The sequence below is a fragment of the Roseobacter sp. OBYS 0001 genome (assembly GCF_019654895.1).
GTDB lineage: Bacteria > Pseudomonadota > Alphaproteobacteria > Rhodobacterales > Rhodobacteraceae > Roseobacter > Roseobacter litoralis.
Genome location: NZ_BPES01000005.1, coordinates 117,357 through 139,477, shown reverse-complemented (window position 1 = coordinate 139,477; position 22,121 = coordinate 117,357). Strand labels below are relative to the sequence as shown.

General features: G+C 58.2%; 20 protein-coding genes. 12 read left to right on the top strand and 8 right to left on the bottom strand.

Annotated features, from left to right (window positions below; genetic code table 11):
- Positions 1 to 66 precede the first annotated feature (66 nt).
- Positions 67 to 1,458 carry an aspartate aminotransferase family protein gene (locus K5Q35_RS12565; RefSeq protein ID WP_220799810.1) on the top strand — a complete coding sequence of 464 codons (1,392 nt, stop codon included), beginning with the start codon at positions 67 to 69 and terminating at the stop codon, positions 1,456 to 1,458.
- Positions 1,459 to 1,548: 90 nt separating this feature from the next.
- Here the strand turns inward: K5Q35_RS12565 and K5Q35_RS12560 are convergent, their stop codons facing one another.
- Positions 1,549 to 1,788, bottom strand: coding sequence for a YdcH family protein (locus K5Q35_RS12560; RefSeq protein ID WP_013960165.1), 240 nt, complete (start codon positions 1,786 to 1,788; stop codon positions 1,549 to 1,551).
- A gap of 23 nt (positions 1,789 to 1,811) precedes the next feature.
- Entirely contained in the window at positions 1,812 to 2,702 is an 891-nt protein-coding gene (gene ppk2, locus K5Q35_RS12555) for a polyphosphate kinase 2 (RefSeq protein WP_220799809.1), read from the bottom strand.
- Between the two features lie 235 nt (positions 2,703 to 2,937).
- Between ppk2 and K5Q35_RS12550 the strand changes: the two genes are divergently transcribed.
- The 6 genes from K5Q35_RS12550 to K5Q35_RS12525 all read left to right on the top strand — a co-directional run bounded on the left by K5Q35_RS12550 (position 2,938) and on the right by K5Q35_RS12525 (position 11,891).
- Positions 2,938 to 4,419, top strand: coding sequence for a PLP-dependent aminotransferase family protein (locus K5Q35_RS12550; RefSeq protein WP_013960163.1), 1,482 nt, complete (start codon positions 2,938 to 2,940; stop codon positions 4,417 to 4,419).
- Positions 4,420 to 4,512: 93 nt separating this feature from the next.
- The gene (xsc, locus tag K5Q35_RS12545; protein ID WP_220799808.1) at positions 4,513 to 6,291 is read left to right on the top strand and encodes a sulfoacetaldehyde acetyltransferase; all 1,779 of its coding nucleotides are present in this window, start codon (positions 4,513 to 4,515) and stop codon (positions 6,289 to 6,291) included.
- A 41-nt stretch (positions 6,292 to 6,332) separates the two neighbouring features.
- Positions 6,333 to 7,331: a phosphate acetyltransferase gene (gene pta, locus K5Q35_RS12540; protein ID WP_220799807.1), complete on the top strand. Its 999-nt coding sequence runs from the start codon at positions 6,333 to 6,335 to the stop codon at positions 7,329 to 7,331.
- Between the two features lie 30 nt (positions 7,332 to 7,361).
- On the top strand, positions 7,362 to 10,175 hold the full coding sequence (locus K5Q35_RS12535) for a molybdopterin oxidoreductase family protein (protein ID WP_220799806.1): 2,814 nt from the start codon (positions 7,362 to 7,364) through the stop codon (positions 10,173 to 10,175).
- An 85-nt stretch (positions 10,176 to 10,260) separates the two neighbouring features.
- A complete protein-coding gene (locus tag K5Q35_RS12530) occupies positions 10,261 to 11,019 on the top strand; it encodes a 4Fe-4S dicluster domain-containing protein (RefSeq protein ID WP_220799805.1) in 759 nt (252 codons plus the stop codon).
- On the top strand, positions 11,019 to 11,891 hold the full coding sequence (locus tag K5Q35_RS12525; RefSeq protein ID WP_220799804.1) for a DmsC/YnfH family molybdoenzyme membrane anchor subunit: 873 nt from the start codon (positions 11,019 to 11,021) through the stop codon (positions 11,889 to 11,891). The genes K5Q35_RS12530 and K5Q35_RS12525 overlap by 1 nt, the downstream gene beginning before the upstream one ends.
- A 169-nt stretch (positions 11,892 to 12,060) precedes the next feature.
- Here the strand turns inward: K5Q35_RS12525 and dapA are convergent, their stop codons facing one another.
- On the bottom strand, positions 12,061 to 12,936 hold the full coding sequence (gene dapA / locus K5Q35_RS12520) for a 4-hydroxy-tetrahydrodipicolinate synthase (protein ID WP_013960157.1): 876 nt from the start codon (positions 12,934 to 12,936) through the stop codon (positions 12,061 to 12,063).
- Between the two features lie 126 nt (positions 12,937 to 13,062).
- Here dapA and K5Q35_RS12515 point away from each other — a divergent pair, with 126 nt between their 5' ends.
- On the top strand, positions 13,063 to 15,036 hold the full coding sequence (locus tag K5Q35_RS12515) for a lytic transglycosylase domain-containing protein (protein WP_220799803.1): 1,974 nt from the start codon (positions 13,063 to 13,065) through the stop codon (positions 15,034 to 15,036).
- A gap of 25 nt (positions 15,037 to 15,061) precedes the next feature.
- Here the strand turns inward: K5Q35_RS12515 and mnmD are convergent, their stop codons facing one another.
- Positions 15,062 to 15,739, bottom strand: a complete 678-nt coding sequence (mnmD, locus tag K5Q35_RS12510; RefSeq protein WP_220799802.1) for a tRNA (5-methylaminomethyl-2-thiouridine)(34)-methyltransferase MnmD — start codon at positions 15,737 to 15,739, stop codon at positions 15,062 to 15,064.
- A gap of 63 nt (positions 15,740 to 15,802) precedes the next feature.
- Between mnmD and K5Q35_RS12505 the strand changes: the two genes are divergently transcribed.
- Positions 15,803 to 16,834, top strand: a complete 1,032-nt coding sequence (locus K5Q35_RS12505) for an FAD-binding oxidoreductase (RefSeq protein WP_220799880.1) — start codon at positions 15,803 to 15,805, stop codon at positions 16,832 to 16,834.
- A 46-nt stretch (positions 16,835 to 16,880) separates the two neighbouring features.
- Here K5Q35_RS12505 and K5Q35_RS12500 read toward each other — a convergent pair whose 3' ends face one another.
- The 3 genes from K5Q35_RS12500 to K5Q35_RS12490 form a co-directional block, all read right to left on the bottom strand.
- Positions 16,881 to 17,423: an NADPH-dependent FMN reductase gene (locus tag K5Q35_RS12500; RefSeq protein ID WP_220799801.1), complete on the bottom strand. Its 543-nt coding sequence runs from the start codon at positions 17,421 to 17,423 to the stop codon at positions 16,881 to 16,883.
- Between the two features lie 104 nt (positions 17,424 to 17,527).
- On the bottom strand, positions 17,528 to 18,193 hold the full coding sequence (locus tag K5Q35_RS12495; RefSeq protein WP_220799800.1) for an OmpA family protein: 666 nt from the start codon (positions 18,191 to 18,193) through the stop codon (positions 17,528 to 17,530).
- A 126-nt stretch (positions 18,194 to 18,319) separates the two neighbouring features.
- Positions 18,320 to 19,186, bottom strand: coding sequence for a bifunctional helix-turn-helix domain-containing protein/methylated-DNA--[protein]-cysteine S-methyltransferase (locus K5Q35_RS12490; protein ID WP_220799799.1), 867 nt, complete (start codon positions 19,184 to 19,186; stop codon positions 18,320 to 18,322).
- 178 nt (positions 19,187 to 19,364) lie between these two features.
- Between K5Q35_RS12490 and nth the strand changes: the two genes are divergently transcribed.
- Genes nth through K5Q35_RS12475 form a run of 3 tightly spaced genes read left to right on the top strand, consistent with a single transcriptional unit; the run spans position 19,365 to position 21,591 of the window.
- The gene (nth, locus tag K5Q35_RS12485; protein WP_220799798.1) at positions 19,365 to 20,009 is read left to right on the top strand and encodes an endonuclease III; all 645 of its coding nucleotides are present in this window, start codon (positions 19,365 to 19,367) and stop codon (positions 20,007 to 20,009) included.
- A complete protein-coding gene (locus K5Q35_RS12480) occupies positions 20,006 to 20,992 on the top strand; it encodes an adenosine kinase (protein WP_220799797.1) in 987 nt (328 codons plus the stop codon). The genes nth and K5Q35_RS12480 overlap by 4 nt, the downstream gene beginning before the upstream one ends.
- A gap of 2 nt (positions 20,993 to 20,994) precedes the next feature.
- A complete protein-coding gene (locus K5Q35_RS12475) occupies positions 20,995 to 21,591 on the top strand; it encodes an N-acetyltransferase (RefSeq protein ID WP_220799796.1) in 597 nt (198 codons plus the stop codon).
- Here the strand turns inward: K5Q35_RS12475 and K5Q35_RS12470 are convergent.
- On the bottom strand, positions 21,588 to 22,070 hold the full coding sequence (locus tag K5Q35_RS12470) for an RNA pyrophosphohydrolase (RefSeq protein WP_220799795.1): 483 nt from the start codon (positions 22,068 to 22,070) through the stop codon (positions 21,588 to 21,590). The genes K5Q35_RS12475 and K5Q35_RS12470 overlap by 4 nt on opposite strands.
- Positions 22,071 to 22,121: the final 51 nt, after the last annotated feature.

Below are 22,121 nucleotides of genomic sequence, written 5' to 3'. Positions count from 1 at the left end.
TCTGCTAAGCTGTGGCAGCGTCACCGAATCCCACGACAACGAAGTACCATACGAAAGGTCTTAATCATGGACGGCAATTTCAATGAAAATGATATCTCCCGCGTCGTCGAAGCAGACCGCGCGCACATCTGGCACCATCTGAGCCAGCACAAACCCTACGAGACAACCGACCCGCGCATCATCGTCGAAGGCAAGGGCATGAAGGTTTGGGACCAGAAGGGCAAAGAGCATCTTGATGCCGTCTCGGGTGGGGTCTGGACCGTCAACGTCGGCTATGGCCGCGAACGCATCGCCAACGCCGTGCGGGACCAGTTGATCAAGCTGAACTATTTCGCAGGCTCCGCAGGCTCCATCCCCGGTGCCATGTTCGCCGAGCGTCTGATCGAAAAGATGCCGGGGCTGAGCCGCGTTTACTATTGCAACTCCGGTTCTGAGGCGAATGAGAAAGCCTTCAAGATGGTGCGCCAGATCGCGCACAAACGCTATGGCGGCAAAAAGCACAAGGTGCTCTACCGCGACCGCGATTATCACGGCACCACGATCACCGCCTTGTCAGCGGGTGGGCAGGATGAGCGCAACGCGCAATATGGCCCCTTCACGCCCGGCTTCGTGCGTGTGCCCCATTGCCTTGAGTACCGCGCCTTTGAACAGGAAGGGGCACCACGGGAAAACTACGGTGTCTGGGCGGCGGATCAGATCGAAAAGGTGATCATCGCCGAAGGTCCCGATACCGTGGGCGGCCTGTGCCTCGAACCGGTCACCGCGGGTGGTGGCGTGATCACGCCCCCCGATGGCTACTGGGAACGCGTTCAGGAGATTTGCAAGAAATACGACATCCTGCTGCATATCGACGAGGTCGTCTGCGGCGTCGGTCGGACCGGCTCATGGTTTGGCTATCAGCACTACGGCATCCAGCCGGATATGGTCACCATGGCCAAAGGCGTGGCATCAGGCTACGCGGCGATCGCCTGCCTTGTGACCAATGAAAAAGTCTTCGACATGTTCAAGGATGACGCCTCGGACCCGCTGAATTACTTCCGCGACATCTCGACCTTTGGGGGCTGCACGGCAGGTCCGGCAGCGGCCCTCGAAAACCTGTCGATCATCGAAGAAGAAGGCCTGCTGGACAACACGACCGAGCAGGGCGCCTATATGCTCGACTGTCTGGGCGGCTTGATGGACAAGCACAAAACCATCGGTCAGGTGCGCGGCAAGGGGCTGTTCCTCGGTGCCGAACTGGTCGAAAATCGCGACACACGCAAACCGGTTAACGAAAAGCTCGCGCAGGCGGTTGTCGCGGACTGCATGCAACAGGGCGTGATCATCGGCGTGACCAACCGCTCCCTGCCGGGCAAAAACAACACGCTATGCTTCTCGCCCGCCCTGATCGCCACCAAAGACGACATCGATCACATTTGCGACGCGGTGGATGGCGCAATGGGGCGCGTTTTCGGCTAAATCAGGCCCTGCATCACAGAATGCGAAACGCTGCATGAAAAAGCCCCGGCACTGCCGGGGCTTTTTCCGTCTAACGTGTGTCTTTTGCGCTCAGGCCAATGTCAAACAGGCCGCGATTTCATCCTTGAGCTGCAGCCGTTTCTTGCGCATCTCAAGCATGTGAAAATCATCTGTCGGCTCGACGTTGGTTTCCGCCCTGTGGATCGCGCGGTTCAGCGTGTGATACTCATCAAACAGTTTCGCGAAATGGCCATCTCTGGCTTTCAGATCGCTCATTTCCTGTTGCATATGTGGAAATTCTTCCGCCAGTTCGTGTGGGACATGTGTCATTGTTTTCTCCGTTTGTTGGATTGTCAGGACCTGCGGGTGTCAGGATGCAATGAGGAGGCGAGGATATGATCGGCATCTGTGACCACATGACTGGCCGAGCGCACGATCAACGGATCAGGTGCGGTAGCAACGGATGTGTCCTTGTCCGGATAGTCAAAGGTGGACAGGAAATGCCGCATGCAGTTCAGCCGCGCGCGTTTCTTGTCGTTTGAGCGCACAACCGTCCAGGGCGCATCCTTGGTATCAGTGTAAAAGAACATCGCCTCTTTCGCTTCGGTATAGTCCCCCCATTTGTTCAGGCTGGCGCGGTCAATCGGCGACAGCTTCCAGCGCTTGAGGGGGTCGGTTTCGCGCGATTTGAACCGCGCGCGCTGCTCATCCTGCGTGACAGAAAACCAGTATTTGCGCAGATGGATGCCGCTGCGTGTGAGCATCCGCTCGAATTCCGGCGTCTGGCGCATGAATTCAAGGTACTCTCCGGGCTCACAGAAATTCATGACGCGCTCAACGCCGGCACGGTTGTACCAACTGCGGTCATAGAGCGTGATCTCTCCCGCCGTGGGCAGATGTTTGACGTAGCGCTGGAAATACCACTGACCGCGTTCCTCATCCGTCGGCTTGTTCAGCGCGACAACACGCGCCGCACGCGGGTTCATATGCTCGGTAAAGCGCTTGATCGTGCCGCCCTTGCCCGCCGCATCCCGTCCCTCAAACAGAATGACCGCCTTTTGCCCTGTCTGCTGAATCCAAAGCTGCGCTTTTAGCAATTCAACCTGCAACTCTGCTTTTTGCGTTTCATACTCCGTCCGGTTCATTTTCTCCGGGTAGGGGTATTCCGATTGCTCAAAAACGGCTTTCTGATCTTCGGTAGCTGCGGCCTCTACGGGCAGTGGGTCTTGGGGGGCATCTTTCATCATTGGCTCCTTGACTGTAACTGCCCCAAGTATCGCCGTTATACGGCCCGCGCGCCCTGACTCAGATCAAATCAACACGCTTTACTCTTGATTATTTGTGCGTTTTTGATACTTCTGGTTTCATTATCCGACCGACAACAAGTGAAAACGCGGGATGCCCTCGCAGGCATAGAGGCTTTTGGACTGTGCATAATACCAGATTGCATGGCATATAAGTCCAGTATAGGCTGTATTTATGGCTCTTCCCGTCGAAACGTTCTTTCTGCACCCTGACGCACAGGGAACGCTGCAATCACAGATCCAGCAAATGATCGCTCAGGGCATATTGTCCGGTCGATTTCAGCGCGCTGAAAAGCTGCCCTCGACACGTCGGCTGGCCGCGCATCTGGGCGTCAGCCGGATTACGGTGACCATCGCCTATACCGAGCTTCTGGCGAATGATTACCTGACGTCGCGGGGCCGCTCGGGCTATTACGTGTCGGAAAACGCCCCGGTTCCGCCTGCCTTCGCCCCCGGCCCCATCAGGACGGATGCAGTCGACTGGACCCGCGCGATTGGTCAACGGTTTTCCGGCGGGGACACTGTGCGCAAACCCCCCGACTGGGAATCCTATCGCTTCCCTTTCATCTACGGACAGGCAGACCCCGAGCTTTTTGATCATGCCAACTGGCGGCTCTGCGCGCTCAAGGCGCTGGGGCAAAAAGACTTTACCGCCCTGACCACCGATTACTACGATCAGGACGACCCGCAGTTGATCGAATTCATTGCCCGCCACACCCTGCCCCGGCGCGGGATCGCCGCCCGCCCCGAGCAGGTGCTGATCACCCTCGGCGCGCAAAATGCGCTCTGGCTCACCACGCAGGTGTTGCTGACACAACGGCGGCGCGCCGCTTTGGAAGACCCTTGTTATCATGCGCTCCGGGACATTCTTTCGCAGTCGCGCTGCCATGTAACCCCTGTCCGGCTGGACGCGGATGGTTTGCCCCCCGATGCCATTCCACCAGACACGGATGTGATTTTCACGACCCCCAGCCACCAGTGTCCGACCACCGGCACGATGCCCATGGCGCGCCGCCATGAGCTGTTGAAACGCGCTGCTGACATGGACGCGATCATCGTTGAGGATGATTACGAGTTCGAGATGTCTTTTCTGAAGGGCCCCTCCCCCGCGCTCAAGAGTCTGGATGCGGATGGGCGCGTGATTTATGTCGGCAGCTTCTCCAAATCCCTGTTTCCGGGCCTGCGTCTGGGATACCTCGTTGGCTCCGAACCCTTCATCCGCGAGGCGCGCGCGCTCAGGGCCTCGGTGCTGCGCCATCCGCCCGGCCACATACAACGCACAGCCGCCTATTTCCTCTCGCTTGGCCATCATGACGCGCTGATCCGTCGCATGGGGAGCACCCTGCACGAACGCCGACAGGTGATGAGCACCGCAATTACGCAAAACAAGCTCGAAATCGCAGGGCAAGGCGCGCATGGCGGCTCGTCTTTCTGGATGCGCGCCCCCGAAAACGTCGACACGCAGGAGCTCGCCCGCAGGCTGCGCGCCCGCGACGTGTTGATCGAACCGGGACACTCGTTTTTCGCCGGTGCCGCACAGCCCCGAAACTTCTACAGGCTGGCCTATTCGTCCATTCCCGCCACCCGAATAGCGCAGGGCGTGGGCCGCGTTGCCAAAGAAATCGACGCCATGTCAAATCTGGCCTTAAACAGCTGATCAGATTGGCCCTAACACAATGTAAGCGCATACATTAGATAACAAGCAACCCTAGATTCGCGCATGGATTTCACCCCCGGAGGAACACCCGCCATGAAAATGACTACTGAAGAAGCCTTTGTAAAAACCCTGCAAGCGCATGGTATCGAACACGCCTTTGGGATTATCGGCTCGGCGATGATGCCGATCTCCGACATTTTTCCCGATGCGGGCATCAAATTCTGGGACTGCGCGCATGAAGGCTCCGCAGGCATGATGTCTGACGGCTACACCCGTGCCACCGGCAAAGTGTCGATGATGATCGCGCAGAACGGTCCCGGCATCACCAATTTCGTGACCGCCGTCAAAACCGCATACTGGAACCACACGCCGTTGCTGCTCGTGACGCCACAGGCCGCGAACAAGACCATCGGTCAGGGTGGTTTTCAGGAAGTAGAGCAGATGAAACTGTTCGAAGATATGGTCGCTTATCAGGAAGAGGTACGTGACCCGACCCGTGTCGCCGAAGTGCTGACCCGCGTCATCGCCAAAGCCAAACGCCTCAGCGGCCCGGCGCAGATCAACATCCCGCGTGATTTCTGGACCCAGGTGGTCGACATCGAAATCCCCGACCCGATTGAATTCGAAGTATCCCCCGGCGGTGAAAATTCCGTGGCTCAGGCGGCTGAAATGCTGTCCAACGCCAAGAACCCTGTCATCCTGAACGGTGCGGGCGTGGTCCTGTCCAAAGGTGGGATCGCAGCATCCCGCGCCTTGGCCGAGCGTTTGGGCGCACCGGTTTGTGTCGGCTATCAGCACAACGACGCGTTTCCGGGCAACCACCCACTGTTTGCAGGGCCGCTGGGTTACAACGGCTCCAAAGCGGGCATGCAGCTGATCAAGGAAGCTGATGTGGTTCTGTGCCTCGGCACGCGCCTGAACCCGTTCTCGACCCTGCCCGGCTATGGCATCGACTACTGGCCTGCAGATGCGAAAATCATTCAGGTGGACATCAACCCTGACCGGATCGGCCTGACCAAAAAAGTGTCGATCGGCATTGTCGGCGATGCAGCAAAAGTTGCAAACGGCATTCTTTCGCAGCTGTCGGACACCGCAGGGGATGAGGGCCGCGAAGCACGCAAAGCTCACATCGCACAGACAAAATCCGCATGGGCGCAGGAACTGACCTCGCTCACCCACGAACAGGACGATCCGGGCACCGACTGGAACGTCCGGGCACGTGCGGCCAAGCCTGAATGGATGTCACCACGGATGGCATGGCGCGCGATCCAAAGCGCGCTCCCGGTCGAAGCGATCATTTCATCGGACATCGGCAACAACTGCGCCATCGGCAACGCCTACCCGGCCTTTGAAGAAGGGCGCAAGTATCTCGCGCCCGGTCTGTTCGGTCCCTGTGGCTACGGTCTGCCCGCCATTGTCGGCGCCAAGATCGGTCAGCCTGAGGTGCCGGTTGTGGGTTTCGCAGGCGACGGTGCCTTTGGCATCGCCGTCAACGAACTGACCGCCATCGGCCGTGGTGAGTGGCCCGCGATCACACAGATCGTGTTCCGCAACTACCAGTGGGGCGCGGAAAAGCGCAACTCGACCCTGTGGTTCGAAGACAACTTCGTGGGCACCGAGCTTGACGAAGACGTCTCCTACGCTGGCATCGCCAATGCATGCGGGCTGAAAGGTGTCGTGGCCCGCACGCAGGAGGAACTGACAGATGCCCTCAACCAGGCGATCAAGGATCAAATGGAAAACGGCATCACCACGCTGATCGAGGCGATGATCAATCAGGAGCTCGGCGATCCCTTCCGCCGCGACGCGATGAAAAAGCCTGTCCAGGTTGCTGGCATCAGCAAATCCGACATGCGCCCCCAGACTGTCTGATATCGGGTGCACCGAAGCATCCGCATAAAAGGGAACAGGCCGTGAGCGTATTGCGTGATTTAATTGATCGCGCCGCCTCACGGCCTGCTCACATCGTGATGAGCGAAGGCACCGATCCCCGCGTTGTCGAGGGGGCGGTGACGGCTGTCAAATCCGGCATCGCCCGCATCACCCTGATCGGTCCCGAGGACGCGGTGCAGGCCGCACTTGTGCACGCGGGCCTGCCCAACGCCCCGGCCATCGCAATCGAAGACCCCGAAAACTCCGCCCTGACGGATGAGGTCGCAACCGCCCTGCACGACATCCGCAAGCACAAAGGCATGACGCCACAGGTTGCAGCGCGGCGCGCGCAGGATCCTCTGGTCTTTGCCGCCATGATGGTGCGTCTGGGTTATGCCGACGGCACTGTGGGCGGGGCTGTACACACAACATCCGATACCGTCCGCGCCGCCCTGCAGGTCATCGGCAAGGCAAAAGACGCCCCTCTGGTCTCGGGCTTTTTCCTGATGGCCCTGCCGGAAAACCACCCCTCCGGGCGCGATGCGATGATCTTCAGCGACTGCGGCCTCGTGATTGACCCCACCTGCGAGGATCTCGCGGCAATTGCGGTGGCATCAGCCGCCTCCTGTCGCCACTTGCTGGGCAAAGAGCCCCGCGTCGCACTGCTGTCCTTTTCAACCAAGGGCAGCGCGCACCACGAAAAGGTCAGCAAAGTCACCGATGCGCTGGACCTGTTGAAACAGAACCACCCGACGCTCAAGGCCGATGGCGAGTTGCAATTCGACGCGGCATTTGTTCCTGCGGTCGCCGCCTCCAAAGCCAAAGATTCCGAGGTGGCAGGCACTGCCAACGTCATGATTTTCCCCAACCTTGATGCAGGCAACATCGGGTACAAAATCGCGCAACGCATCGGCGGCTGCGATGCCATCGGCCCCGTCCTTCAGGGGCTGGCCAAACCGGCCAATGATCTGTCGCGCGGTTGCGTCGCCAGCGATGTCACGAATATGATCGCCGTCACCGTCCTTCAGGCCAGAGCCTGAGACCCCGCGTGAACCCATAAGGAGCACCCAATGAACCAGCCCAAGATTGATCTGAGCCCAAAGGTGTCCGACGAGGTCCGCAAGACCACCTGCTACATGTGCGCCTGCCGCTGCGGCATCAACGTCCACATGAAAGACGGCAAGGTCGCCTATATCGAGGGCAACAAGGACCACCCGGTCAATCAGGGCGTCCTTTGTGCCAAAGGCTCCGCGGGAATCATGCAGGTCAACGCCCCGTCCCGATTGCGCAAACCGCTGAAACGGGTCGGCGAACGCGGTGCGGGCGACTTTCAGGAAATCGAATGGGACGAAGCCCTGCAAATCGCCACCGACTGGCTGGCACCGGTGCGCCGCGACAACCCCGAAAAGCTCGCGTTTTTCACAGGTCGCGATCAGTCGCAGTCCTTCACCAGCTTCTGGGCGCAAAACTTCGGCACCTGCAACTACGCGGCCCACGGTGGCTTCTGTTCGGTCAATATGGCAGCGGCGGGCATCTACACTATTGGCGGTGCTTTCTGGGAGTTTGGCCAACCCGATTGGGACCACACCAAACTCTTCATGCTCTTTGGCGTGGCCGAGGATCACGACAGCAACCCGATCAAGATGGGCATCGGCAAGATCAAGAAACGCGGTGCGCGCGTCATTGGCGTCAACCCGATCCGCACGGGCTATAATGCGGTGGCAGACGATTGGGTGGGCATCACGCCGGGCACGGATGGCTTGTTCATCCTCTCGATGATCCACTGCCTGATGAAAGCGGGCCGGATGGATCTGCACTACCTTGCGCAATACACCAATGCGCCGGTGCTCGTGATCAACAACCCCGGCGCCGCCGATCACGGCCTGCTGATGCGCGACGCCAACGGCAAAGAACTTGTGATGGACCGCGCCACCGGCAAGCCGACGCCATTCGATCAACCCGGCGTCAAACCCGACCTCGCAGCCACCTACGAGGCCAATGGCCAAACCCACCGCCCCGTCTTTCACCAGATGGCGGAGATGTATCTTGATGAACAATATGCCCCTGAAAATGTCGCCGACCGCTGTGGCATTTCTGCAGGTCGCATTCGCACCATCGCCGCCGAACTGGCCCGCGTCGCCTTTGACGAAGCCTTCGAGCTAGACCACGCGTGGACCGATTTCCGGGGCGAGAAACACGACAAGATGATCGGGCGGCCTGTGTCCTTCCACTCCATGCGCGGCATCTCCGCCCATGCCAACGGCTTTCAGACCTGCCGCGCGCTCCACACCCTACAGATCATTCTCGGCACCGTCGAAGTGCCCGGCGGTTTCCGCTTCAAACCGCCCTATCCGAAACCGGCGACGGCCCACCCCAAGCCGCATTGCAAGGTCACCGCCGACGCACCACTCGACGGCCCGCATCTGGGCTTTGTGCACGGCCCCGAAGATCTGGCCCTCAAGGACGATGGCACCCCGGCGCGCATCGACAAGGCCTTCACCTGGGAAAACCCCATGTCCTCCCACGGGCTGATGCATATGGTCATCTCCAACGCCTACGCGGGGGACCCTTACAAGATCGACGTGCTCTTCATGTATATGGCGAACATGTCGTGGAACTCCTCGATGAACACGCGCGGCGTGATCGACATGCTGACCGACAAGGACGAAAACGGCGACTATGTGATTCCCAAAATCATCTACTCCGATGCCTATAGCTCTGAAATGGTCGCCTATGCCGATCTGATCCTGCCCGACACCACCTATCTGGAACGTCACGACTGTATCTCGCTGCTGGATCGCCCGATCTGCGAGGCAGATGCGGCAGCCGATGCGATCCGCTGGCCCGTGATCGAACCTGACCGCGACGTCATCGGGTTTCAATCCATGCTCTGCACCCTTGGTGCCAAACTGGGGCTGCCCGGTTTTGTGAATGATGACGGCAGCCAGAAATACGAGGATTACGCCGATTACATCGTCAACCATGAACGCAAACCGGGCATAGGTCCGCTCGCGGGCTTCAGGGGCCTTGATGGTGAGAAATCAGGGCGCGGTGAAGTCAACCAGAGCCAGCTTGAACTTTACATCGAAAACGGCGGCTTTTTTGTCGAACATATTCCCGCCGGAGCGCAGTATTACAAACCGTGGAATACCGCTTATCAGGACTGGGCCGTGGGCATGGGGTTGTATGACAGCCCTCAACACTACCTCTTCTCGCTCTATTCGGAACCGATGCGCAAATTCCAGCTGGCAGCCGAAGGTCATGGCGAGCGCCAGCCGCCCGATCACCTGCGCGCCCAATATGCAGAAAAATTGTCACCGCTGCCGATCTGGTATTCCTGCGAGGCAGAAAACAAGGCCGACGCCTTTCCTGTCACCGCTCTGACGCAGCGCCCGATGGCCATGTATCATTCATGGGGCTCCCAAAACGCATGGCTGCGGCAGTTACACGGGCATAACCCGCTCTATGTCCCCACCAAACTGATGCGCGAAAACGGTCTGTCCGATGGCGACTGGGCCAAAGTAACCTCCCCTCATGGAGAGATCACCGTCCCCGTGCTGGAAATGGCCGCGCTGAATGAAAATACGATCTGGACATGGAACGCGATTGGCAAGCGCAAGGGCGCATGGGCGCTTGAGGAAAACGCGCCCGAGGCCACACGTGGATTCCTGCTGAACCACCTGATCCATGAATTGCTGCCGCCCAAGGGTGATGGTCTGCGCTGGGCCAACTCCGATCCGATCACGGGGCAGGCCGCGTGGTTTGACCTCAAGGTTCGGATCGAAAAAGCCGCCGCACCGGTTGAGGCACAACCCGCCCTTGACCCGATCAAGTCTCCGGTTGGCACAGGTCCCAAAGACTTGACGTGGAAGGTGGGTAAATGATGCGCGCGCCTGCCACCGACGTGATACCGACGCAATACCGACGCTGTACCGACGTCGAAAAACCACTACAGAATGAGGGCCACGCATGACCACTCTGCCAGCCAAAACCGACAAGAAACTCGGCCTCGTCATCGACCTTGATACCTGCGTCGGCTGCCATGCCTGTGTGATTTCCTGCAAAGGGTGGAACACGGAAAACTACGGCGCGCCCCTGTCGGATCAGAACGCCTATGGCGCGGACAACAGCGGCACCTTCCTCAACCGCGTGCATTCTTATGAGGTGCAACCGGACGTCGGTGCCGCACAGCTGATCCATTTCCCGAAATCCTGCCTGCATTGCGAGGACGCGCCCTGCGTAACGGTCTGCCCAACCGGGGCCAGCTACAAGCGCGTCGAAGATGGCATCGTGCTGGTCAATGAAAGCGACTGCATCGGCTGTGGCTTGTGTGCGTGGGCCTGCCCTTACGGGGCGCGCGAGCTTGATCAGGCCGAAGGCGTCATGAAGAAATGCACCCTCTGCGTGGACCGTATCTATAACGAGAACCTGCCCGAGGAAGACCGCGAACCTGCCTGCGTGCGCACCTGCCCGTCAAACGCCCGCCACTTCGGCGATCTGGGCGACCCGGACAGTGCCGTCAGCCAATTGGTGGCAGAACGCGGCGGCATGGACCTGATGCCCGAACAGGGCACCAAGCCCGTCAACCAATACCTGCCACCGCGCCCAAAAGACACATTGCCCGACGCAGGCCCCGAATTCGATGTCCTCGCGCCCTTCCTCGAACCCATCGCCACGGAGCCGAAGGGCTTTCTCAGCTGGCTCGACAAAACGCTGGAGAAGCTCTGATGCACCCCGCCCCTTCTGTTATATTCTTCACGACGTTCAGCGGCCTTGGCTTTGGCCTTTTGGTCTGGCTGGGCATTGACATGCCCGCTGTCACAGGCTGGACAGCTTTTGCTTTTTTTGCAATCGCTTACGTCATGGCGGTTGGCGGACTGCTGGCCTCGACTTTCCACCTCGGGCGGCCGGAACGCGCGATCAAAGCCTTCAGTCAATGGCGTTCCAGCTGGCTCAGCCGTGAGGCATGGTGCGCTGTCGGCGCGCTGGTGTTCATGGGGCTCTACGGCGCCGGTCTCGTCTTTCTGGAAACCCGTTTCGCCCTGCTCGGGCTGATCGGGGCGGGTTTGTCGCTGGCAACCGTCTTTACCACTTCGATGATCTATACTCAGCTCAAAACCATACCGCGCTGGAACATGCCGCTGACGCCTGTCAAATTCATTTCCTTCTCCATCGCCGGGGGCGCGTTGCTCGCCGGGCAGGTCAGTATTGCCATCGTTCTGTTACTCCTCGCAGGCGCCATCCAGCTTTTGACATGGATGCAGGGCGATAAGGCCTTCGCCGCCTCAGGCACGACATTGGCCACCGCAACGGGCCTCGGCTCAGCGGGGAGCGTGCGCGCGTTTGAACCGCCACACACCGGCACCAACTATCTGCTGCGCGAATTCGTGCATGTGGTGGGGCGCAAACACGCCGCCAAGCTGCGCATCATTTCGCTGCTCTTGATGGTCGTCGTGCCGGTCATCCTGCTGATGCTGCCGTTCTCGCACATCCTCGGCGTTCTCGCACTTGTCTCGCATGTTGCAGGTGTTCTGACGGCCCGCTGGCTGTTCTTTGCCGAAGCAGAACACGTCGTCGGCCTCTATTACGGCAAGCGCTGAAAGCCCTGAAACAGCAGGTTGCATGATCAAAGACCCTGAAAAAATGGGCGGAATCCTCTTCCGCCCGCTTTCTTGATAGCGTCATGCGAAAAACCTGAACCACGTAACTCTGCCTGAAATCAAAGATTTCAACGCGTTACGTAATATTTCAGGTATTTCGTCAGACGCTCTAGTTCATCAGACCGGCATGCCTCAGCCCCGCATCGACCAGCGCGCGGGTTTCATCGGACAAGGCGGTCAGCGGCAGGCGCACCTCTTCTGAACACAGATCAAGTTGTGACATCGCATATTTGACCCCCACAAGACCGGGCTCTGTAAAGATCGCCTTGTGTAGCGGCATCAACCGGTCCTGAATGCTCAGCGCGGTTGCATAATCACCGGCCAGACACGCCGCCTGCATCCGGCTCAACAGCTTGGGCGCGACATTGGCCGTCACCGAAATACAACCAACGCCGCCTTGTGCATTAAACCCATGCGCCGTTGCGTCTTCACCGGAGAGCTGCATGAAATCCGGGCCACAGGTGCTGCGCTGATCGCAGACACGCGCCAGATCACCGGTGGCGTCCTTAACGCCGATGATGCGCGGCAGTTCGGCCAGTTTGCCCATGGTTTCAGGGCTCATATCAACAACTGAGCGGCCCGGAATATTATAGATAATGATCGGCAGATCGGCACAATCATGCAGCGCCGTGAAATGCGCAATCAGCCCCGATTGCGTGGGCTTGTTGTAATAGGGCGTCACCACAAGCGCGGCATCCGCGCCGACGGCCTCCGCATGGCGCACAAGGCGGATCGCCTCAAGCGTGTTATTGGACCCGGCCCCTGCAATAACCGGCACACGCCCTGCTGAGGCTTTGACCACTGCCTCAACGACGGCTTCATGCTCTTTATGCGTCAGCGTCGGACTTTCACCGGTTGTACCGACCGGGACCAAACCGTTGCTGCCCTCACCGATGTGCCATTCCACCAGCTTTTTAAGCGTTTCCAGATCCAGCTCGCCGTTCCGAAACGGCGTGACGAGGGCAGGCATAGAACCTTTGAACATATTCACGCTCCTTAAGCATTGTGGCCGGCAAATGGCCTGGGTTAACGAGATGTAAGCAGGATCGTGATTTGATCCCTATCATCGAAGTCATATGTATGAGAGCCTCTAGCCCTCAAACCCTAGGAAATGCAAGTGATCAGGCGTTTATTCATTAGTCTTGTGCTGGTTTTAATCACCGCTTTGCCCGTGTCCGCCGAACGGCCACGCCCGTTGGGCTGGGCATTGGACTCGGCGCGCAGCGGCAATTGGCAGGCAGCATCGCGGATTGCAGCACGCGATGGGCAAGTGGCCGCCGATGTTATTGAATGGATGCGCCTGCGGGATGGGCTTGGCACCTATGAAGAGGTGGCGGCATTCCTTGAACGTCGCCCCGACTGGCCGGGGGAGCGGTATCTGAGGCGGAAATCAGAAACCACGCTGATGACGCAAAGCGATGACCGGGTCATCTCGTTTTTCGAGGAAACACCACCGCAATCGCCGCAAAGCGCGTTGCGTTTCGCCAAGGCCCTCAAAGCGCGCCAACGCACCGATGAGGCGGAAGCTATCGTTATAGGCGCGTGGCGCAACATGGCGATGGGTGCTTCGGATCAGGCAGAATATATTGCTGCTCACGGGCGCATTTTAAGTGCGCATCACGACGCACGCCTTGATTCGATGCTCTGGCAAGGCGCTGTCGGAAATGCACGCCGCATGTTTGATATGGCCTCAAAAGGGGCGGTTGCAGCGGCCAAGGCACGGCTTGCCCTGCGCGAAGAGACACCCGGCGTCGACACCCTGATCGCGGCTGTGCCGGACAGCAATGCAAAGGATGGTGGCCTGCAGTATGAGCGGTTCATGTGGCGCGTCCGCAAAGGTCGCCGCGTTGATGCCAAGGATTTGATGCTAGCCACCTCCGTAAGCGCGGAACGTTTGGGCCGACCCGAATCATGGTCAAACCGCAGACGCTCACTGGCGCGATATGAAATGCGAAACGGCAGCGCAGAAAGGGCATACGAACTGGCCTCGCGGCATTTTTTGACCGGCGGGTCCGCCTATTCCGATCTGGAATGGCTCGCGGGCTACATCGCGTTGCAAAAACTGCAAGAACCGCAAACGGCATTGAAACACTTTGAAAACCATGACGCTGCCGTACGCTCCCCAATATCAAAGGGGCGTGCTGGCTACTGGCGTGGTCGCGCATATGAAGCAATGGGGGATGTTGCAGCAGCAGATCAGGCCTATGCCTCCGCCGCGCAACATCAGACGTCGTTTTATGGTTTACTTGCCGCTGAGCGCGCGGGTCTTCCATTTGATCTAGAACTTGCTGTTTCCGAACCAGCAGAGGATTGGCGCACATCGAACCTTGCCAAAACACCTCTTTTTGAGGCCGGGCTCTTATTGCAGGCCTCCGGTGAACTCAATCTTGCGGAGCGGTTCTGGACACATCTGGCAGAGAGCCTTGATGCACAGGACGGCGCGCTGCTGGCCAAAGCTGCGGTTGACGCCGGGCAGCCTCATCTGGCGGTCATGATTGGCAAACGCCTTGCCCAGCGCGCAATTGTAGTGCCTTACGGGTACTATGCGCTGCACCCGCTGGCGCAACGCGCCTTGCCAATGGCCCCGGAAATGTCACTCGCAATCGCGCGTCGGGAAAGCGAATTTGACGCCCGGGTTCAGAGCGGCGTTGGTGCGCGGGGTCTCATGCAAATCATGCCGCGGACGGGCGCTGAGGTCGCACGGCAATTGGGGCGCGCCTCTGAACACACAACGCAACGGCTGATCTCGGACCCGGTCTACAATGCAGAGTTGGGCGCGGCCTACCTGTCGACGCTCGCGCGGCGGTTTTCGGGCAATGTGATCATGATGTCAGCCGGATATAATGCCGGTCCCAGCAGGCCAGACCGCTGGATGGAGGACTATGGTGATCCACGACGCGGCGATGTTGAAATCGTGGATTGGATTGAGCACATACCATTTCGCGAAACGCGCAACTACGTCATGCGCGTCTCCGAGAGCTTGCCAATTTACCGCGCACAACTTGGTAAAGCCCCTTTACTCTTGCCCTTTAGCGAGGAGTTAACGGGGTCCAGCCTATTGAAGTATGCACCTAAAGGGGAATAAGGCGAGAACTGGCGCGCCCCCTGTCCTAGCCACGTAAAACGCCGCGGCTCATATGCCTTTTGCGGCCGTATCCCGCAACACGCTCAACGTCAAAACCCGCCGCATCCAACGCACGGCGAACAAAACCAGCCGCTGTGTAGGTCGCAAATGTTCCATTCGGTGCGGTGTGTGATGCCACATCCCGCAAAAGCTCTTCGCACCATAACTCCGGGTTTTTTGCAGGCGAAAATCCATCCAGAAACCACGCATCTGCCTGCCCCTGCCAGTGAGCCACGGTTGAACGTGCATCCCCGATGATGACCTCAAGCTGGATGTCGGGCGAAAGTTCAAAAACGCCCCCCTCGGGAGACCATAGCTCAAGTAAGCGATCAACAGGCAGGTTCGTCTGTTTAAAGGTGCTCAACGCCTTGGACATATCAGCGGGTTTCATCGGGTAGGCTTCAAAGCTGGTAAAACGCATCTGCCCACCCGGCGCATGCAGTTGCCACATCTGAGCCGCCGCCAGAAAATTCATTCCCGTACCAAACCCAAGCTCTGCGATATGAAAATTCCCGTGAAACCGCTCAGGCAAACGATTGCCAGAAAGAAAAACATACCGCGTTTCCGCTAAACCATTTTCAAGACTGTAATAAGGGTCATCAAAACGGGCCGACACTGGAACATTCTCCGACTGCCATGTTACATCTGCGGTCTGGTTCTGCACGCGCGCGCCTTGTAAAGGTTACGGAAACTGAAATGACCCTGAGGTAGGAACCACAATTTGGCAATGATTGATGTCACCATTCGCGGTGCGGGTATTCTCGGGTTGTCAATCGCTTGGGTTTGCCTGCAACGCGGTGCAAGCGTGCGGATTGTTGATCCATATGGCGCTGGTGCGGGCAGCAGCGGCGGCGTGGTCGGCGCGCTTGCCCCTCATGTACCTGAAAGTTGGAACCCCAAGAAAGCGTTTCAATTGGACAGCTTGCTCATGGCAGAGCGTTTTTGGTCTGACGTTGCTGAGGCAAGCGGCGAAAACCCCGGCTACATCAGAAGCGGTCGCCTGCAACCAATTGCCGATCAACATGCCCTGACACTTGCGCGCCGCAGATGCGATACCGCCAAGCAGCTTTGGGGCGCGCATGCTCAGTGGCTGGTCGAACCTTCGATGACGTCCGAATGGTCGCCGCCGAGCCCAATAGGTTGGCTGATAAAAGACAACCTCAGCGCCTTGATACACCCTCGACTGGCAACAAACGCGCTTGCCATCGCACTTAAAAATCGAGGGCTCAGCATTGAAACAGAAGCTGCGGACAAAGGGCAGGTCGTCTGGGCCACCGGCGTTCATGGCTTGGAAAAGCTCTCTGAAACGCACCATCGCATGGTCGGGAATGGTGTAAAGGGTCAAGCGGCGGTGTTCGACTATGACGCTGCTGGTAAGCCGCAACTCTTTATCGACGGGTTGCATATCGTACCCCATGCAAACGGCACCGTCGCCATCGGATCCACCTCCGAAAGGGAATATGCCGCGCCTGATACGACTGACGAGCAACTCGATGAACTGATACTGAAAGCGCGCACGGTCTTTCCGACCCTTGGAAAAGCCATGGTATTGGAAAGATGGGCTGGCGTGCGCCCACGCAGCCGAAGCCGCGCCCCGATGCTCGGCGCATGGCCGGGCCGGGACGGGCACTTTATTGCAAACGGCGGCTTCAAAATCGGCTTTGGCATGGCCCCAAAGATCGCCCATGTGATGGCTGATCTATTGCTGGAAGGAAAAAATGCGATTCCAGATGGATTTGAAGTAAGCGCGTCCTTCTAAGACCAAGAGCAGTCAAAGTGGCAATACCGAGATCACACAATGCAGCCTAGCGCGCAGCTTCCTCGCGCAGCTTCGTCATCAACTCCGTCAATGTTTTTTGATAAAACTCCGAGACCAATTGCCCATTGTCGTCAAACTGGTTGCTGCTATCGGCCAAGTGCATTTCAGGACCTTGCAGGATACGTGGCTGGAAAGGCACCATAAACCCGCGAAGCACCATTTGCGCACGCTCCCCGCCTGCGCGACCCGCGGCGGCAGACATGACGGCAACAGGTTTCGATTTCCAAGGTGCGTCTTTGGTCCGTGACACCCAATCCAGAGCATTTTTCAAAACACCGGACGGCCCTTTGTTGTATTCTGGCGTCGAAATAACAACGGCATCGGCTGCTGCGATCTGCTCCGCCAGCGTCTGAACCTCACTCGGCACACCATGCGCTGATTCCGCATCTCCGTCATAAAGCGGCAGTCGCAGGTTGGCTTCGACATAGGTGCACTCCCCAAAGAGCCGCGCTGCCTCACGCAGCAACATGCTGTTGGTCGATTCCTGCCGCAGCGCCCCGGATATTCCCAGAAGTGTAAGTTGAGCCATCTTTTAAAACCTCTTTTTCAATTTTTGAATACAGTGATGCGCCAGCCGGGAAAGGCAAGAGGCCCCGCCCTTGGAGCGAGGCCTTTTTTCATGTGGATGCCCGTTTATGCAGTTGGCAAAATAACGATCTCTACCCGACGGTTTTGCGCCTTGCCTGTTTCGTTGAGATTGCTCGCGACGGGCTGGCTCTCTCCGCGTCCGATTGTCTGTAGTCGGGACGACGTGACGCCAGCATTCATCAGGATACCAGCAACCGATCCCGCCCGCCGTTCGGACAGTTGTTGGTTGTAGGCGGCATCCCCATCGCTATCCGTGTGCCCAATGACCTGAATGGTCGAAGCCGGATAGTTTTGCAGGCTGCCCGCAACCGTATAAAGGTCATTTTGCAAATCTGGACGTACCGAAAAACTGTCGGTCGCGAAAAGCAAATCTTGCGGTAGGCTCACGATCAGACGGTCGCCCGTGTTGGTAATCTGCACGTCGTCATTGCCCAGATCGCGGCGCAACTCCGCTTCCTGTTGGTCAAGATTATAGCCGATGCCTGCGCCAATTGCGCCCCCGACAACCGCGCCAATCACTGCGCCCTTGTCCCGGTTGCCATCCCCACGCGACAAAGCACCCGCCAAGGCACCTGCCCCTGCACCGATCAACGCGCCTTGCTGCGTGTTGGATAAGTTGGGGTTTTGGTTCAGTTGCGCGGGATCCGTACAAGCGGCCAAACCCAAAATCCCTGCCATCGCCAAAGCCATTGGTTTACTGAATAGTCTCATATTTACTGCCTTCTCGGTTGCCTCCCCGTTCGGGCGGGGCGGCGTTATGGTCCGTCAGCTTATATGGGATGTGCAGCCCGGCAAACAAAGGGGAAAAATCGACAAGCGACATCCTGCCGGTAAAAATCACGTTTCCAGTTCAACCGTCTCATAGGCAAGCATGGCGCGTTTCATGGGTATTCCCCAGTGATATCCCCCCAATCCCCCCGATTTACGCAGGGCGCGATGACAGGGAATGATCCAACTGATCGGATTTCTGCCCACGGCAGTGCCAACCGCGCGCACCGCACGCGGCGCACCAACAGCTTGGGCGATTTCGGAATAGGTCGTGACATGGCCCGTCGGAATGGACAAAAGCGCTTCCCAGACTTTTATCTGGAACGGCGCACCAATCAAAAACAACGGTGTGGTATCCAGCGCCCCGTCTTTGGCCCCAAACGCCTGCAACACCCATGGGCGCAGCATCATCGGGTCTTCGACATAGGACGCCTGCGGCCAGCGCGCGGCAAGATCTTCGAATGCCGGTTCCGCGCCCATTTCCGCTGCGAAACCGATGCCACATATGCCTTTTTCCGTGCCCATGACGATTGCCGGGCCAAAGGGGCTTTCGAACCAGCCCCAGTATATGGTCAGGCCAGCCCCTTTGCGCGCGAACTCCCCCGGGCTCATCGCTTCCCATCTCAGGAATAAATCGTGCAGCCGACCGCTGCCGGACAAACCGACCGCATGAGATGCCGCGAGCGTCGAAAACCGTTCGCTCAGCAGCGTCTTGGCGTGCCCTAGTGTCAGATATTGCTGATACCGTTTCGGAGAAACGCCCACCCAACGCGAGAACACGCGTTGGAAATGCGCCGGGCTCATTCCCATATCCGCCGCAATGTCGTCGAGGGAAATGGGATGGTCGGTTTGATCAATCAGATCAATCGCCCGGCGGATCACGTGGTAATGATAAGCGCCTTCGGAATCTTGCGGCAGGGTCTGGTGCTGTGTCATGGCGCATGTTTACGCCGTTATCGAGGCCCACGCGACCCGTTTCATGCGGTTATACGACGTCCCGGTTCACAGAAAATTACGATACTGCATGTAGGCACACAACGACGGTTTACGCCGCACAGTCAAATCGGCGGATCATGCTCTTGCCCGTCCGTAGGAAAGAACGCATACCACCACCATGGCAAAACAACTCGATTATCATACAATCCGAGAGATTTTCACCCGCTTTCAGGCGGCTGATCCTGAGCCCAAAGGCGAGCTGGAGCATGTGAACGTCTATACACTGGTTGTGGCTGTCGCCCTCAGCGCGCAGGCAACGGACGCGGGCGTCAACAAAGCCACACGTGCGCTGTTCAAGATCGCAGACACGCCACAAAAAATGCTGGACCTCGGGATTGACGGTGTCACCGAACACATCAAGACGATCGGTCTCTTTCGTCAAAAGGCCAAGAATGTCATCAAGCTGAGCCAAATTCTTGTCGATCAATATGGCGGCGTCGTCCCAAACAGCCGCGCCGCATTACAAAGCCTTCCGGGCGTGGGTCGCAAGACGGCCAACGTGGTGCTGAACATGTGGTGGCAACAGCCTGCACAGGCCGTGGATACGCATATCTTTCGGCTCGGGAACCGCACCGGGATCGCGCCAGGCAAGACAGTCGATGTCGTCGAACGCGCCATCGAAGATAACATTCCGGCAGATTTTCAATTGCATGCGCATCATTGGATGATTTTGCATGGGCGCTACCACTGTAAAGCCCGCAAACCACTGTGCCGGACCTGCATTATAAACGATCTCTGCCCATTTGAGGACAAAACCGAATGACAAAATACGAAGTGGTCGGCATCGGAAACGCCGTTGTCGACGTGATCAGCCATGCCGATGACAGTTTTCTCGCTCATATGGGCATCGAAAAAGGCATCATGCAGCTGATCGAACGCGACCGGGCCGAGGTGCTTTATGGCGCGATGCAGGATCGCCTGCAAACACCGGGCGGCTCGGTTGCCAATGCCATTGCGGGTGTCGGCGCTCTTGGCCTGCCGACTGCCTTTATCGGGCGTGTGCACGACGACGCCTTGGGCCGGTTTTACGCAGATTCCATGCGCGATGGTGGGACGGATTTCGTGAACGCGCCTGTGCAGGGCGGGGATTTGCCAACCTCACGTTCCATGATTTTCGTCTCCCCCGATGGTGAGCGGTCGATGAACACATATCTGGGCATCTCAACGGACCTTGGCCCGGCGGACGTGCCCGAAACAGTCGCATCCAATGCCAAGATCATCTTTCTTGAGGGGTATTTGTTTGACAAGGACCACGGCAAAGAGGCGTTTTTGCAAGCTTCCCGTCTGGCTTGTGCGGCAGGCGGTAAAGCAGGGATCGCCATTTCCGACCCCTTTTGTGTCGAGCGGCACCGCTCTGATTTCCTGACGCTGATCGAGAACGAACTTGATTACGTGATCGGCAATCAGCACGAAATTGAATCGCTGTTTGAGACCGATCTTGAAACCGCGCTCTCGAAAACGGCCGCGATCTGCCCCTTGGTGGTATGCACACGATCAGGCGACGGCGTCACCGTCGTTTCCGGCAAGGAGCGCATTGATGTTCCCGTGCAAACGGTCACACCCGTGGACGCAACCGGTGCAGGCGATCAGTTCGCCGCCGGGTTCCTCTATGGCATGGCAACGGGCCGCGATCTGACGACCTGTGCACGGATGGGCAATCTTTGTGCGGCCGAAGTCATCAGCCACGTCGGCCCAAGGCCACTGATCGACATGATGGCCGAATTCCGCAAGGCCGGGTTAGTCTGACAATGCTTGGCGATGGCTTTCATACTATCCCCGCTGGCAAGGTGGCGATGATCGTCACCTATCTGGAAATGCGCCAACAGGTCCCCATAACCGAGCGCCCGCTGCCACCCAACCTGACGTTTCGCAGGGTTGAAGCCGATCCGCTCTGGTTTCGCGATGTTTTTAAGCGCGTGGGGTCGCTGAACTGGCTTTGGTACGGGCGGTTGACACTGAACGACACAGATTTGACCGCGATCTTGCAAGACCCGAAGGTCGAACATTACACGCTAACCAAGGATGGCACGGACGAAGCCCTGCTGGAACTGGATTTTCGCGAGGATGGCGTCTGTGAACTGGCGTATTTTGGCCTGACCCCTGCTCTGATCGGCACAGGCGCCGGGCGCTGCCTTATGAACGAAGCGATCACGCGGGCCTGGACCAGGCCCATTTCGCTGCTGCACGTGCACACCTGTACACTCGACAGCCCTCAAGCGCTCGACTTTTACCGCCGCAGCGGTTTCACCCCCGTCCGGCAAGAAATCGAAATAGACGATGATCCGCGTATCGCTGGTATTCTACCCAGAAACGCAAGCCCGAACGTGCCAATCTTTGACCCCTAAAGATGCGCCTCAAAGGCATCCAATACGGCCACGTAAACGTCGCGCTTGAAGGGAACGATATTCTCAACCAAGTCCGCCGCAGGTAGCCAGCGCCACTGTGAGAACTCCGGATGTTCGGTCGCGATGTTGATATCGCTGTCTGCCCCGTGAAAGCGCATCAGAAACCACTTCTGCTCTTGCCCACGGTATCGCCCCTTCCACAGCTTTGGCACCAGATCAAAAGGCAGCTCATAGTGCAGCCAGTCTTCCGTCTCCGCCACCACCTCGGCCAATTCAGGGTTCACACCCGTTTCTTCCCATAACTCACGCAGCGCCGCAGCGCGCGGGTCTTCACCTTTTTCAACACCACCCTGTGGCATCTGCCATGCGGCAATATTGTTGTCGCGCCGCTGCCCGACGAAAACCTCGCCCTGACCGTTCATCAACATCACACCCACACAAGGACGATACGGCAGCTTGGCGATCTCTTCTGGGGTCATGACGGGTCCTTTTCCGCTGGGTCGCATTTTGGTTTTTCATGTGCTTAATGA

Coding starts and splice junctions, on each gene's coding strand:
- K5Q35_RS12565 (WP_220799810.1), top strand. CDS start 67: ATGGACGGCAATTTCAATGAAAATGATATCTCCCGCGTCGTCGAAGCA.
- K5Q35_RS12560 (WP_013960165.1), bottom strand. CDS start 1,788: ATGACACATGTCCCACACGAACTGGCGGAAGAATTTCCACATATGCAA.
- ppk2 (WP_220799809.1), bottom strand. CDS start 2,702: ATGAAAGATGCCCCCCAAGACCCACTGCCCGTAGAGGCCGCAGCTACC.
- K5Q35_RS12550 (WP_013960163.1), top strand. CDS start 2,938: ATGGCTCTTCCCGTCGAAACGTTCTTTCTGCACCCTGACGCACAGGGA.
- xsc (WP_220799808.1), top strand. CDS start 4,513: ATGAAAATGACTACTGAAGAAGCCTTTGTAAAAACCCTGCAAGCGCAT.
- K5Q35_RS12535 (WP_220799806.1), top strand. CDS start 7,362: ATGAACCAGCCCAAGATTGATCTGAGCCCAAAGGTGTCCGACGAGGTC.
- K5Q35_RS12530 (WP_220799805.1), top strand. CDS start 10,261: ATGACCACTCTGCCAGCCAAAACCGACAAGAAACTCGGCCTCGTCATC.
- K5Q35_RS12525 (WP_220799804.1), top strand. CDS start 11,019: ATGCACCCCGCCCCTTCTGTTATATTCTTCACGACGTTCAGCGGCCTT.
- dapA (WP_013960157.1), bottom strand. CDS start 12,936: ATGTTCAAAGGTTCTATGCCTGCCCTCGTCACGCCGTTTCGGAACGGC.
- K5Q35_RS12515 (WP_220799803.1), top strand. CDS start 13,063: ATGCAAGTGATCAGGCGTTTATTCATTAGTCTTGTGCTGGTTTTAATC.
- K5Q35_RS12505 (WP_220799880.1), top strand. CDS start 15,803: ATGATTGATGTCACCATTCGCGGTGCGGGTATTCTCGGGTTGTCAATC.
- K5Q35_RS12500 (WP_220799801.1), bottom strand. CDS start 17,423: ATGGCTCAACTTACACTTCTGGGAATATCCGGGGCGCTGCGGCAGGAA.
- K5Q35_RS12495 (WP_220799800.1), bottom strand. CDS start 18,193: ATGAGACTATTCAGTAAACCAATGGCTTTGGCGATGGCAGGGATTTTG.
- K5Q35_RS12490 (WP_220799799.1), bottom strand. CDS start 19,186: ATGACACAGCACCAGACCCTGCCGCAAGATTCCGAAGGCGCTTATCAT.
- nth (WP_220799798.1), top strand. CDS start 19,365: ATGGCAAAACAACTCGATTATCATACAATCCGAGAGATTTTCACCCGC.
- K5Q35_RS12480 (WP_220799797.1), top strand. CDS start 20,006: ATGACAAAATACGAAGTGGTCGGCATCGGAAACGCCGTTGTCGACGTG.
- K5Q35_RS12475 (WP_220799796.1), top strand. CDS start 20,995: ATGCTTGGCGATGGCTTTCATACTATCCCCGCTGGCAAGGTGGCGATG.
- K5Q35_RS12470 (WP_220799795.1), bottom strand. CDS start 22,070: ATGACCCCAGAAGAGATCGCCAAGCTGCCGTATCGTCCTTGTGTGGGT.